The following is a 13,257-nucleotide window of genomic DNA, read 5'->3' on the forward strand; positions in this document are numbered from 1 at the left end:
ACTCCTTATTGAACGGCTTTGCGCGGCGCCGACGGGTCGGCGGGCAAGGTAAAAGAACGCAGATCGATCGTCGGCGCACTGTCGGCACCCAAACGATGATCCAGAATAAGCAGCTTGGCCTGGGCCAGGCCCTGGCTCAGTTGGCCCAGGTACTGTTCCAGCACGAAGGCTTGGCCCGCAGCGGCGTAGGCCTTTTGTTCGGCGGCAAAGCGCAGGTTCGCTGCTTGGGCGCCGGCATTCACTTCGCGGGCACTGGCCTGGGCCTGATCGCGGGCGGTACTGGCTTGAAGCAGCGCCTGATTGGTCTGTTCGCTGGCTGCACCGCGTTCACGGGCGATCAGCGCCTGGGCGCCGATCTGCGCGGCCTGCACACCGTGATAAGCATTGGCGGCACCGGCCGGCGGGTGGATCGCCTCGACCACCGTGGCGAGGATTTCCACTCCGCTGTCGAGGGTTTGCAGGTCGGCTTGCACGCTGCGAGCAATCTCGTCCGCGAGGCTGGTGCGCTCTTCCCCGAGCAACTCATCCAGGGTGCGCGAGGCAAAATCGTGCACCAGGATGCGGCTGGCGGTGCTGCGGATCAGGGTCGGGATATCCGCGCTGTTGTAGGTGGCGGCAAGCGCGGCCTGATCGGTGAGGCCGATGCGGTAGACAAAGCGCACGTCCATATTGACGATCTGGAAGCCCTGCTTGTCGCCGCTGCTGCTGGCAATAACCTGGGATTTGTCATTCACATGGCTGGCGTCCCACAGGCGGTTGGCGATCAACGGCGCCGGGCCTTCGGCGGCGGCCAGCTGCGGTGTGGCGGCGTCACTGACGCTGGTCGCCAGCTCATGCACCACGCCGTTTTCCACGTTCAGCACGCGGCCCAACGGCCACGGCAAACCGGCATGCAGGCCGGGGCCGAACACCTCGACCGGTTTACCAAAACGCTCGTAAATCCCACGGCCTTGCAGGGGCACTTCATGCAGACCGGTCAGCGCCCAACCTACCGCCAGCACCACCAGCAACACCGGGAAAAACGCCCGGCGCATGTATGTAAAGGCCCAGATCTGGCGCAGGTCGATGCCAAAGCGGTTGTGCAACTCATGCTGCAACGCCAGCAAGGGCTGAGGCGGCCAACGCAGCAGGCCGGCAATGAAACTCTGCGCCATCAAGCGCGGCTCAAGGCGCGGCTGACGCGGGCTGAACAGCGACAGCACGCCCCTGAGCAGGAACTCCAACGCTACCAACGCTGGCAACAGCCCGATGAGAGTGGCCAGGCGCAGCGGCCAGACCGACTCCGCATTGGCAAACAGCAGGCAGATCGCGCTGAGCACCAGACAGATAATTGCCATCCGGCTCAACTGCGCCAACTGTGAGGCTTCCGGCCATTGGGCAGCGGTTTCCTGGGCCAGGCGGCGTTCGAATACCAGCAGGCCAAACGCCAGGGCCAAAGCGAGCGCTGCGCCAATACTTGCCGACTGCCCGATGGCAGCAGCGGGCAAGCCCAGGTTCCAGAACTGCAGGATGCTGACCAGCGCCAACAGCGACCAGCCGCCCAACCACAGCACCGGCGCGCCAATCTGCGCCAACAGGCCGTTGCCGAACCGGTTGATCAGGCCTTTATGCCAGGGAGTGGGCTCGATGGATTGTTCGACCGCTTCACCGCTCGGCGCTTCCAACGCCTGGGCACGCCAATCGGCCACCCACCAGGCCGATTGCAAACCGGCCACCAGCAGCAGCAAGGCCGACGCGCAGTTGATCAATACCACCGGCCAGATCGACAGCGGGGCAAACAACGCTACGAACAGCGCCAATATCCAACCACTGAGGGCCAGGGTTGTCAGGCCGATACCGGCTTGGCGCAATCGACGGGCGTGGAACAGCCCCTGCTGAAAACGCGCGAGGCCTTCAACCGAAGCCCCGTCAGCCTCTAGATCCACTTGCATCTGCTCAACGCCCACTTGTACACAATTCGTTACGATATAACACGAAGCGTGAAATTTTTGTTCGCTTTTGAATTCACCCTGAATCCCTTGTGGGAGGGGGCTTGCCCCCGATAGCAGTGTGTCAACCGACTGATTAGTTACTGGTACACCGCAATCGGGGGCAAGCCCCCTCCCACATTTGTTCTCATGGTGTTCTTCTGATTGTGACTAACCCCCTATAAACACGAGCCATCACTGGTGTCGGCTGCGATTAGTCGGCACACTCCAAAACAGTTTTTCGCGGGTTCACGGACAAGGAAGCGCCACCCCCATGATTTCCATCTACCAACTCAAACCGCGTTTTCAAAACCTGCTGCGGCCTCTCGTGCAGCGCCTTTATGACAACGGCACCACCGCCAACCAGATCACCGTGCTGGCCGGGGTTGTTTCCCTGCTGGTGGGGCTGTTGATCGCGGGCTTTGCCCAACACCTCTGGCTGTTTGCACTGATCCCGCTGTGGATGATTGTGCGCATGGCGCTCAATGCCATCGATGGCATGCTGGCCCGGGAATTCGGCCAACAGTCGCGCCTCGGTGCTTACCTCAATGAATTGTGCGACGTGATCGCCGATAGCGCGCTAATCCTGCCCTTTGCATTGATCCCCGATGTGAGCCTGGCGCCGGTGCTGCTGGTGACGCTGCTGGCGGTATTCAGCGAATACGCCGGGGTGCTGGGGCCGATGGTGGGCGCGTCGCGCCGTTATGACGGGCCCATGGGCAAGAGTGATCGGGCGTTCGTACTCGGTGTGTTGGCCACTGGCGTGGCGCTGGGCTGGCTCGGCGCCGGTTGGGTCGAGGCGGTGATGTGGCTGGTGGCCGCCCTGCTCGCCTATACCTTGGTCAACCGGGTGCGTCAGGGCCTCAAAGAACAACAATCTCTCCCTTCTGCATAAGGATTTTGCGATGCGCGAACAGCAAGAGCACACCTTCAGTACCCATGATGGCGTCGAGCTTTTCTACCGGCACTGGCCGGCCACGGCAGGCGCCGGGCCGCGCAAGGCGATCCTGTTGTTCCATCGCGGCCATGAGCATTCGGGGCGTATTGCCCACCTGGTGGATGAACTGGGCCTGCCTGAATTCGACTTCTTCGCCTGGGACGCCCGTGGCCACGGCCAATCCCCAGGCGAGCGCGGCGACAGCCCCAGCTTTGCCACCAGCGCCCGCGACGTGCAGACGTTCTGTGATCACATCAATGCCACCTACAGCATCGAAGAGGAAGACATCGCCGTCATCGCCCAAAGCGTCGGCGCGGTGATTGCGGCCACCTGGGTTCATGATTACGCGCCAAAAATCCGCGCCCTGGTGCTCGCCTCGCCAGCCTTCAAGGTCAAGCTGTATGTGCCCCTCGCCCGCCCGGGCCTGGCACTGATGCGCAAGTTTCGCGGCAACTTTTTCGTCAACAGTTACGTCAAGGCCAAGTTCCTCAGCCATGATCCGGAACGGGTGGCGTCCTACGACAGCGACCCCTTGATCACCAAGGCCATCTCGGTGAATGTGCTGCTGGGCCTGTACGAAGCCGCCGACCGGGTTGTAGCCGATGCCCAGGCGATCCAGGTGCCGACCCAACTGCTTATTTCGGGCTCCGACTTTGTGGTGCACCGTAAACCCCAGCAGCAGTTCTTCGACCGCCTCGGCAGCCTTAAAAAAGAGCTGCATATCCTCCCCGGCTTTTTTCACGACACCCTCGGCGAACGTGATCGCATCGTGGCTGTGACCAGCGCCAAGCGCTTTATCTTGCAGAACTTCGCCCACCCGCTGGACCGCGCTTCTTTACTGGATGCAGACAAACTTGGCGCCACGTGCGCCGAATCCGAATCCCTCGCCGCGCCGCTGCCACGCAACTCCCTGCGCGACCTGTACTGGCGCATGACCCGCGCCAGCATGGGCCTGGGCAAGAACCTTTCGGACGGCGTGAAGCTGGGCTTCGACACCGGCTTCGATTCCGGCAGCACCCTGGACTACGTGTATCGCAATAAGCCTGCCGGCAAGGGCGGGCTGGGGCGGATGATCGATACCAACTACCTCAATTCCATTGGCTGGCGCGGTATTCGCCAACGCAAGCTGAACGTCGAAGAGCTGCTGCGCCTGGCCATGGCCAAGCTGCGTGATGACCAACGCGAAGTGCGCATTGTCGACATCGCCGCCGGCCACGGCCGCTACATCCTGGAAGCCTTGCAAGGCGTATCGCCGCTGCCGGAATCGATCCTGCTGCGCGACTACAGCGACATCAACGTGCGCGACGGTGGCGCGCTGATTCGCGAGAAGGGCCTGGGGGACATCGCCCAGTTCGTCAAAGGCGATGCGTTCGACCGCGCTGACCTGGCTGCCCTGGCCCCTAAGCCGACGCTGGCCGTGGTATCCGGCCTGTACGAATTGTTCGCCGATAACGCCATGGTCGGCGGCTCGCTGGCGGGCTTGGCCGAAGCCGTGGAGCCAGGTGGTTACCTTGTCTACACCGGGCAGCCGTGGCACCCGCAGTTGGAGCTAATTGCCCGTGCGCTCACCAGCCACCGGCAGGGCCAGGCCTGGGTGATGCGCCGGCGCAGCCAGGCGGAAATGGACCAACTCGTCGAAGCGGCGGGCTTTCGCAAGATCACCCAGCGCGTGGATGAGTGGGGCATTTTCACCGTGTCCCTGGCACAGAAGATCTGAACATGCGCGAACCCGGTTTATTGAAACCTGCGGTGCTCTGGCTGCTGCTGTTGGCGCCGCTGTTTTTCAGCACCTATGGCTTTGCCACCTGGGTCACCAGCCAGCGCAGCGACGTCGGCACGCTGGTGTTCGGCTGGGAAACACACATGCCGTTCTGGGCCTGGACCATCGTGCCCTACTGGTCCATCGACCTGCTCTACGGCTTCTCCCTGCTGCTGCCCAATACACGGCATGAGTTGAAACAACATGCACGGCGCCTGCTGAGTGCGCAGGTGATTGCCGTGAGTTGCTTCCTGATCTGGCCATTGCGCTTCACCTTCGAGCGACCGGAACTGGACGGTGTGTTCGGCTGGCTGTTCGCCGTGCTGGCCGGTTTCGACAAACCGTTCAACCAGGCGCCTTCACTGCATATCGCGCTGCTGGTGATCCTGTGGGTCATGTATCAGCGGCACACCCAGGGGATTTGGCGCTGGGTGGTGCATGGCTGGTTTGCGCTGATCGGCATCTCGGTGCTGACTACTTATCAACATCACTTTATCGACTTACCCACAGGCGCCCTCGCGGGGTGGTTGTGCGTGTGGTTATGGCCGGTGGAACACCCGAGCCCATTGTTGAGTGCCCGGTTAACGCGCGATACCCAACGCTGGCGCCTGGCTGTTCGCTATGGGCTGGGTGCGATAGTACTGCTGACGCTGGGTTTGTTACTTCGCGGCGGCTGGCTGTGGTTGCTGTGGCCAGCGGTTTCCCTCGGCTTGATCAGCGCCAACTACCTGGTGATCGGCGCGCCGGGCTTTCAAAAACGTACAAATGGCCGCCTGACGCCTGCCGCTCGCTGGCTGTATGCGCCTTACTTGGCAGGGGCGTGGACCAATTCGCGGCTGTGGACACGCAAACATCCACAGCCGGATCTGATTGTGGATAACGTCTGGCTGGGGCGTGTTCCTACAACCTCTGAGCAAGGCCCGTTCAAAGCCATTGTCGATCTGTGTGCCGAACTGCCGATTAATCCACAGGGCCGTGCTTATGCCTGCGTGCCGGTACTGGACCTGATCACCCCGACAGCCGACGAATGCCTGAAGGCCGCGCACGCCATTGAACGTCTGCGAATGAGTGGCCCCTTGCTGGTGTGCTGCGCCCTCGGTTATTCCCGTAGCGCGACTGCCGTCGCCGCCTGGCTGCTGACCACCGGGCGCGCCGCAACGGTTGACCAAGCACTGGCTATTATTCGTACAGCACGGGCCACTGTGGTCCTGCACCCCGCACACCGTAAAGCGTTGGAGGGTTTGCATTATGCCCGCTGATATGGAACTCCAGGTAGTCGCCAGCCTGCTACGTCGTGGCCGTTCCCTGGATCAGTTATCCACAGGCCTGACGTTGCTCGGCGTACTGTTCGGCCTTGCCCAACTGTTGTTGGCCAGTATTTCGACGACCTGCCTGCTGCTGGCCCTGCGGATGATCGTGCTGGGCCTGCTGCAAAAATACTGGGCGCTACGGGTGGCCTTTGACGCCGATCTGTTCGCCTTGCTGGCCCGCGACGTTACCCGCACGCCAGACCTTGACCAAGCCTTGCAAACCCTTGGCCTGCAATTGCCCAAGCGAGCCGGTCGGCCATGGAGCGAACGCCGGCGCGGCGCTCTCAAACTGTTGCGTAAACAAGCCTGGCTACTGGGCGCGCAAGCGCTGCTGACCCTGGGCGTCATCCTTGCCAGCCCTTGGCTGCCTTTTGCCGGATAAGGAATCCTCATGTTCGAACCCGTGGTCGCCACGCTGATTACCTCCATGGCCCGCACCGTCACCGGCGCTCGCAGCCTGTGGCTGGGGTGCGCGCCAGTGCCGGTGCAGCGCATCTATTTCGCCAACCACAGCAGCCACGGTGACTTCGTGCTGGTGTGGGCGTCACTGCCGCAGAACCTGCGCAAGTTCACACGCCCGGTGGCCGGCAGCGATTACTGGAACAAGAGCGCGTTGCGCCGCTACATCATCAACCGCGTATTCAATGGCGTGCTGATCGACCGCGAGCGCAAAGAGCCTGTGGATAACCCACTGATGCCCATGCTCGCGGCCCTGGAAGGCGGCGATTCGTTGATCATCTTTCCCGAAGGCACGCGCAATCTCGAGGATGGCTTGCTGCCGTTCAAAAGCGGCTTGTATCACTTGGCAAAGAGTTACCCACAGGCCGAGTTGGTCCCTGTGTGGATAGCCAACCTGAACCGGGTCATGCCCAAGGGTCGCGTATTGCCATTGCCGTTGTTATGCACCACCAGCTTCGGTGCCCCCCTGCAATTGGAAGAAGGCGAAGACAAAGCCGCCTTCCTCGCCCGCACTCGCGACGCCCTGCTCGCCCTTGCCCCGGAGCATTCCTGAGATGGATAGCCAAACCCTGATGTTATTTGGCGGCATCGGCGCGATCCTGGTCATCGCCTCGCTGATCGGCCTGATCCTCAAGCTGCGCACCCGTGGCAGCCCGAATGCAGTGATCGACAACCTCAACGCCCGCATCAACGCCTGGTGGGTGATGGTGGTGGTCATCGGCATCGCCTTCTGGCTCGGCACCGGCGCGGTGATCCTGCTGTTCTACGCGGTGTCGTTCTACGCCCTGCGCGAATTTCTCACCCTCACCCCGACCCGGCGCAGCGACTACCCGGCCCTGGTGGCCGCGTTTTACCTGGCCCTGCCGCTGCAATACCTGCTGATCTACGCCGACTGGTATGGGCTGTTCTCGATCTTCATCCCGGTGTACGTGTTCCTGCTGCTGCCGATCCTCGCCTCCCTGGGCGGCGACAGTACGCACTTTCTGGAACGGGCATCGAAGGTGCAATGGGGGTTGATGATCGCCGTGTTCTGCGTGTCTTTCGTCCCGGCGCTGCTGACATTGGACATACCGGGTTACGAAGGCCGTAACCTGCTGCTGATCGCCTATCTGGTGATCGTGGTGCAACTGTCGGACGTGCTGCAGTACGTGTGCGGCAAGCTGTTCGGCAAACACAAGATCGCGCCCAACCTGTCACCGTCGAAAACCGTGGAAGGTTTTGTCGGCGGGATCCTGTTGTCGTCGCTGATCGGCGCAGCGCTGTGGTGGACCACACCGTTCAATCCCTGGCAATCATTCCTGATCGCGCTGCTGATCAACCTGCTGGGGTTTGCGGGAGGGATTGTGATGTCGGCGATCAAGCGTGACCGCGGGGTGAAAGACTGGGGCCACATGATCGAAGGGCACGGCGGGATGCTGGATCGGCTGGATTCGGTGTGCTTTGCGGCGCCGATCTTCTTTCATCTCGTGCGCTACTGGTGGACCTAACCCACCCCTTTCTCAAACCCGATGGAGATCAAATGTGGGAGCTGGCTTGCCTGCGAAGGCGGTGGTGTAGTAACAGATGCAGCGACTGACACGCAGCCCTCGCAGGCAAGCCAGCTCCCACAGGGGATATGCGCCTACCTGTAGGTTTTATGGTGCTTTCAATACCTCTAGCCAGTGATCTCGATATAGCTAGACTCTCCGCCTCCGGTCGCACCCGATAGCCAGCCCCAAACGAAACTCAGGGTAGTGCGCCCGGCGTGATCAACACCTACCGTGCCTCGTGACCACCCTGCGAGCAGCTCCCCGTCCAGGGTGACGCACTGATAAAGCAGCTCGATAGTATCTGGGCCGGTCACCCGCCCGACCTGCGTTCCCAGGCGAATTCGGCCACCGTGGTAAGTGCTCGAAATCACCCCGCCTTCGACTTCGTAATGAAACACGGTGCCGGTACCGGACAACCCTTGGGCGTTGTTGGCGACCACGAACCGGCGATTGCGCAAACGTGCGTGGACGGTAGCAGGAGGGTTTTGCATCAATACGCATCCTTGAATTGAGCGAATTCAAAACACAAAAAAGGGGCTGTTGAAAACAGCCCCTTGGTTTTTAACAATAAAGATTGACACAAAACAATAAAGTTTGACACTGGCGAACATAGATTGACACAAGGCTCAAACCCCCGTATCTACGGGGGTTTTCCTTTCCAGGCTTTCCCTTTGGTCTGGAATCATCGCTTCAACTTTCAGCGGGTGTAGTCTAGAAAACGTTTTGTATACGGCCGCTTTGCCGGTCGTGTCCTTCTACGACTTTTTCTCGGCGCGAGGTGAAGCGGTCCGCATCGACTGAGGAGGCGTGGTTGCGAGGTCGTAAGTTTGCATCACAGCAGGACATTGAACGGCACATTGCAAATGGATTTGGCGAAGGCGCCGGGGCAAGCTACGTGCCTTGGCTGCGGGTACAAGATGTCCCGTCGATAGGTCGTTCGCACAAGATTCAAGGCGTGAAGATCGAGAGGATTCATCACCTCCTGTCAGATCTCGAGCGTTCGTACTTCCTTGTGTGTGAATTTTCTGAAGACGTCGTGGATATACGGGAGCAATACCCTTTACTACCCACAGAGCGTGCGCAAGCGATAGCGTCGGCGATCGATGTACGCTATCCAAGATACCCTAGAACAACACTGCCTTATGTGATGACAACAGACTTCCTGTTAACTGTTAAGGACCCGAGCGGAAACTTCAAATCGGTAGCTAGGACGGTGAAGTATCGTTCCGATTTAATTGGCAATGGAAGTAAAAGAACGCTTGAAAAACTTGAAATTGAAAAGCGTTTTTGGGAAAGCCAAGGTGTAGATTGGAAAATCGTAACAGACGAGTTTTTTACACGAGATTTTATAAAAAATCTCGGACTAGTCAGGAGATACTCGAAGCTCTCGCGTGATCTAATGAAAGTGCCGTTGCATTCGAATTTTATTGAGTGCTTGGTAAACAGCCGGGAATATTCGTGGACCTTGGCCACCTGTCTAAGAAAAATAGCATCACTTCTGTCCATTTCCTATATAGACGCTCAAGCAATTTTCTTTCATCTGGTTTGGAACAAAACACTCAAAATAGATTTGGTTAACACTCCTCTCCACCTTACTGGTCTAGTTCCTGACTTCGAAGTTTCCCCGAGCCCTGTCCAAGTATCGTTGAAGGAGAAAATGTCATGACTGTTCTCGTTAATGACGTTTTCGAGCCTGTAACCGATCTGTCGGTCATCGCTACGATAGCCAGGCTCCTTTACCAAGATGAAACGCATGACTTAGCAGTTGTGATGGATCTATCTGACCCACCCCGGCAGCCATACGCTGTGGGTCTGGAGGAGCTTCGTCGATCGTTAGCGTCTGGTCACACCAAACCAGCAGCCATTGCCACGCCCGAGTTCATGCTTGTGCTTGAGGAACAGTTGGATGAGAGAGCCAAGCAAGGCCGGGACGAAAAGTGGGCCGTCATCGCCCCTCTGCTAGATCCTGAATACCCAGGACAAATATTTGTACGAGGTGAGTTAGGCCGACTTGTTAGCAAACGGGCGTCAGAGCTCGGAATCCAGCGGAAAACGATCTATCGACTTCTTTACCGCTATTGGTTTTATGGTCAAGTTCGCAACTCATTGCTTAACAATTATACGGCAGTAGGGGTTGCCGATAGAAAATATGATCCGAGCAGGCCACCAGGGCGAAAGCCTAAATTTCAAGGCGTTCTTACTTCGCCTTCCAAGATGCTCAGTGCAGTTGATAAACGATGCATCCGTGTTGGATATGCTCTTTATGTAAGAGATAAGAAATCATCTATTTCGAGCGCATATGACGAAATGTTGAGACGATTCTACTCTGTTCGAGACATCTCTAAAAACAGTGAAGAAGAGCTTCGTTTGTTGCCTGGTTCAGAACTCCCCAGCTTGAGGCAGTTCCAATATTGGGGACAGATTTTTTTCGACGAGATTGAAACCGAGCGTGGCCGTAAAGGGTTGAGGAGGTGGTTAAAGGATTGCCGTCCGCTTTCAGGTACCGTTCGAGATTGGCTGCGTGGACCCTGTCATCAGTTCGAAATCGACGCAACGATTGCCGATATTTATTTGGTCAACAGCTACTCTAGACGGATGCTCATTGGTCGGCCCGTTGTTTATATCGTAGTGGATAGTTTCTCCGGAATAATTGCTGGTCTCTATGTAGGATTGGAGGGCCCTAGTTGGAATGGGGCGAGACAAGCGCTGTTCAACGCGTTTACCTCCAAAGTCGAGTTCTGCGCTCAGAACGGCGTTGACATCAATGCAGATGATTGGAATTGTCACCACCTGCCCCACCAGATTTACGCCGACCGGGGAGAGATGCTGTCACTCGCAGCAGAGGGGTTATCCTCAGGGTTGGGAATTGAGATGGGCACTGCCCCACCTTATCGGCCTGATTGGAAGCCTATGGTAGAAAGTCGGTTTGGCATTTTGAATGATTTGACGGGTATCAGGTGGCTACCTGGCGGGGTAGCTGCGCGGGACAAAGAGCGCGGCGAGCGAGATTACCGGCTCGATGCCACGCTGAACCTCAAAGAGTTCACCCAAATCCTCATCAATTGCGTGCTCCACTATAACCGTCACCATCGACAGCCTGACCGACTGACTCAAGCGATGATGAATGACGGCGTAGAACCTACGCCTAACGGTATATGGAATTGGGCCTGCGACAACGACCTGATCGAATCCAACAAACGTCCCGACGAGCTGGTTTATCTCCACCTTTTACCGCGTGAGCGCGCGACCGTTCAAAAGGGCGGAGTGATGTTTCGCGGCATGCACTACGTGTGTGATATGGCCATAGAGAAAGATTGGTTTGCCAAGGCTCGCAAAGGGGGCGTTTGGTCAATAGAGTGTTGGTTCGATCCGAACTCTGCGGCACACATTTGGATTCAAGGAGAGGCCAAGCAGTTTATCCGTTGTGATCTTCGACGATCGGATGCCGGTTACGCGAATTATCGCTCGGACGAGATTTTTGATCTGCTCGAAGCCTATCGCCAAAAACCGCCTACTCGCCGTCGAGCTGAGCTGGAAAGCCGTGTGCAGCTTAGCGATCAGGTCCACCAGATCATCAGTCACGCGCTCGCAGAACGAAAACAGGAACCTGCTCCGCCTACTAAGGCAGAGGCCACTGGAAACATCCGCGAGAACCGCGCAGAAGAACGTCTCCGCGAGCGTGAAAATGCGGTTGTTCCTGAAGGCGTCAGGGTGGAGCCAGCTTCACTTCAATCTGAAACGACACAGAAAGCGCATGATTCATATGCCGGTGAGCGCACCGCTCAGGTTATCGATTTGCTCAAAAGAATTCGGCCAGGACAGGCAAAATGAAAGGTGCACAGACGTTTGCCAATTACGTCAGACAGGACATTAGTGAGTATGCGGGTAACCCGCTTATCGAAGCTTTGCCTCCGATATTGTCGGAGGCGGCGGCTGTTGAACTGATTTCGAACTTTCCTCAGCCGGTGGATCCGAAAGAGCTGACGCTGGAAGGAGCCACTCGAATTCACTGTATCGACAGGCTGAGAACCGTCGTACAGCCGTTCTTGCTACATCTGGAACTGGAGGCCCTGTTCTCACTGCTCATCCGTCGAGGGTATGTCGGGCGTAACCCGATGTCGCCCGCTACCGTCCGGCATTTGCATTCTTTATCGGGAGCTCAGCGTTACCACGATGCGTTCAAGTCCACTGCAGAAACGTTTACGGTCGTCGGCCTGAGCGGCATTGGCAAGTCAACGGCACTCCACGCCATCTTGAGCCTTTATCCACAGACAATCCGTCATGAGCGCTATGAGGGAAAGCAGTTTGTTCATACCCAAATCACATGGCTGAAGCTTGACTGCCCTCGGGATGGATCGCTGGCTGGATTTTGCCAGCAGTTTTTTTATGCGGTTGGAGACGCTCTAGGAGACAAGGACTACCACAAGCGCTACCGGCATCGAAACATCAATGATGCGCTGCAACAGATGGAGCAGGTGGCCAGCACGTTTTTCATCGGCGCCTTGTTGATCGACGAGCTGCAAAACCTCCACCTGGCGAAAACCGGTGGTAAGGAGAGCATGCTGAATTTTTTCCTGCACTTGGTAAACAACATCGGTATCCCGGTGGTTTTCAGTGGCACGAACTCGACGATTAGCCTGTTCTCAGAAGCCATGCGGACTGCCCGCCGAGTTTGTGGTGCTGGTACGCTCGAATTCAAACGATTCGAAAAGGATGATGAGGAGTGGCGGTTGTTGGTCGAAAATCTCTGGAGCTATCAGTGGTGCAAACAGACGGCTGAGCTGACCGACGAGATTTTTGACACGCTGTATGAGCACACTCAAGGCGTCACGGATTTCCTGGTCAAGCTGCTGGTATTGAGTCAGCGTTATGCGGTCCAGAGTGGCTCGGAGTGTTTGACTGCCGAGATCCTGGTGAAGGTAAGCAACTCAAAAATGCAGATTCTAAAGCCAGCCCTTTCAGCTCTGCGTAGCCGTGATCCGAAGCGGATGCGACAGTTTGACGATTTGCTGCCGATTGAGGATCAGCTGAGCGAAATGATGGTTTTCGATGGATTGGCACGAGAGGATCGCCTCACCTTGCTTCGAAGCGTTGTATCCCGTGAGAAGCCGGTAGACCCATCTCCGACCATTTTTGCGAAAGATCACCCATCGCCGATTGCTACTGCTGTGGAAAACTCAGAGGCTAAAGCGCTTAGCGAACATGACGCTCCCCTCGACGCTCTGCGCGCTGCGGGCTGGCTCAACGAGGACCTGTTTGAGTTCTCACCGATGTATCACAAAGCGTGAGTCGGAGG

General features: G+C 57.8%; 11 protein-coding genes. 9 read left to right on the forward strand and 2 right to left on the reverse strand.

The features are described from left to right. Window positions 1-5 precede the first annotated feature (5 nt). A complete protein-coding gene (gene hflK / locus AB4P90_RS29355; protein WP_395605561.1) occupies window positions 6-1,931 on the reverse strand; it encodes a protease modulator HflK in 1,926 nt (641 codons plus the stop codon). 310 nt (window positions 1,932-2,241) lie between these two features. On the opposite strand from hflK, the gene AB4P90_RS29360 reads away from it, so the two are divergent. From AB4P90_RS29360 to AB4P90_RS29385, 6 genes are read left to right on the forward strand one after another with little or no spacing between them, the layout of a single operon-like run. Further along, complete coding sequence (locus AB4P90_RS29360; RefSeq protein WP_014720578.1) at window positions 2,242-2,862, forward strand: CDP-alcohol phosphatidyltransferase family protein; 621 nt, start codon at window positions 2,242-2,244, stop codon at window positions 2,860-2,862. Window positions 2,863-2,872: 10 nt separating this feature from the next. Beyond that, window positions 2,873-4,621 (forward strand): bifunctional alpha/beta hydrolase/class I SAM-dependent methyltransferase, encoded by a 1,749-nt coding sequence (locus tag AB4P90_RS29365; RefSeq protein ID WP_122300933.1) that lies wholly within the window; start codon window positions 2,873-2,875, stop codon window positions 4,619-4,621. 2 nt (window positions 4,622-4,623) lie between these two features. Further along, the gene (locus tag AB4P90_RS29370; protein ID WP_395605562.1) at window positions 4,624-5,922 is read left to right on the forward strand and encodes a phosphatase PAP2/dual specificity phosphatase family protein; all 1,299 of its coding nucleotides are present in this window, start codon (window positions 4,624-4,626) and stop codon (window positions 5,920-5,922) included. Then, the gene (locus AB4P90_RS29375; protein WP_395605563.1) at window positions 5,912-6,355 is read left to right on the forward strand and encodes a hypothetical protein; all 444 of its coding nucleotides are present in this window, start codon (window positions 5,912-5,914) and stop codon (window positions 6,353-6,355) included. Before AB4P90_RS29370 ends, AB4P90_RS29375 begins: the two co-directional genes overlap by 11 nt. A gap of 9 nt (window positions 6,356-6,364) precedes the next feature. Next, entirely contained in the window at window positions 6,365-6,985 is a 621-nt protein-coding gene (locus AB4P90_RS29380) for a 1-acyl-sn-glycerol-3-phosphate acyltransferase (protein WP_032901856.1), read from the forward strand. A gap of 1 nt (window position 6,986) precedes the next feature. Next, entirely contained in the window at window positions 6,987-7,919 is a 933-nt protein-coding gene (locus AB4P90_RS29385) for a phosphatidate cytidylyltransferase (protein WP_014720583.1), read from the forward strand. A gap of 167 nt (window positions 7,920-8,086) precedes the next feature. Here AB4P90_RS29385 and AB4P90_RS29390 read toward each other — a convergent pair whose 3' ends face one another. Beyond that, window positions 8,087-8,452 carry a hypothetical protein gene (locus AB4P90_RS29390; protein WP_395605564.1) on the reverse strand — a complete coding sequence of 122 codons (366 nt, stop codon included), beginning with the start codon at window positions 8,450-8,452 and terminating at the stop codon, window positions 8,087-8,089. Window positions 8,453-8,772: 320 nt separating this feature from the next. On the opposite strand from AB4P90_RS29390, the gene AB4P90_RS29395 reads away from it, so the two are divergent. The 3 genes from AB4P90_RS29395 to AB4P90_RS29405 are packed head-to-tail and all read left to right on the forward strand — an operon-like array spanning window position 8,773 to window position 13,249. Then, window positions 8,773-9,627 (forward strand): TnsA endonuclease N-terminal domain-containing protein, encoded by an 855-nt coding sequence (locus AB4P90_RS29395; protein ID WP_019816909.1) that lies wholly within the window; start codon window positions 8,773-8,775, stop codon window positions 9,625-9,627. Further along, the gene (locus tag AB4P90_RS29400) at window positions 9,624-11,792 is read left to right on the forward strand and encodes a Mu transposase C-terminal domain-containing protein (RefSeq protein WP_019816908.1); all 2,169 of its coding nucleotides are present in this window, start codon (window positions 9,624-9,626) and stop codon (window positions 11,790-11,792) included. Before AB4P90_RS29395 ends, AB4P90_RS29400 begins: the two co-directional genes overlap by 4 nt. Next, window positions 11,789-13,249: an ATP-binding protein gene (locus tag AB4P90_RS29405; RefSeq protein ID WP_019816907.1), complete on the forward strand. Its 1,461-nt coding sequence runs from the start codon at window positions 11,789-11,791 to the stop codon at window positions 13,247-13,249. Before AB4P90_RS29400 ends, AB4P90_RS29405 begins: the two co-directional genes overlap by 4 nt. Window positions 13,250-13,257 lie beyond the last annotated feature (8 nt).

It is taken from the genome of Pseudomonas sp. B16120, from assembly GCF_044218845.1.
In the GTDB taxonomy this organism is placed as follows: domain Bacteria; phylum Pseudomonadota; class Gammaproteobacteria; order Pseudomonadales; family Pseudomonadaceae; genus Aquipseudomonas; species Aquipseudomonas paracarnis.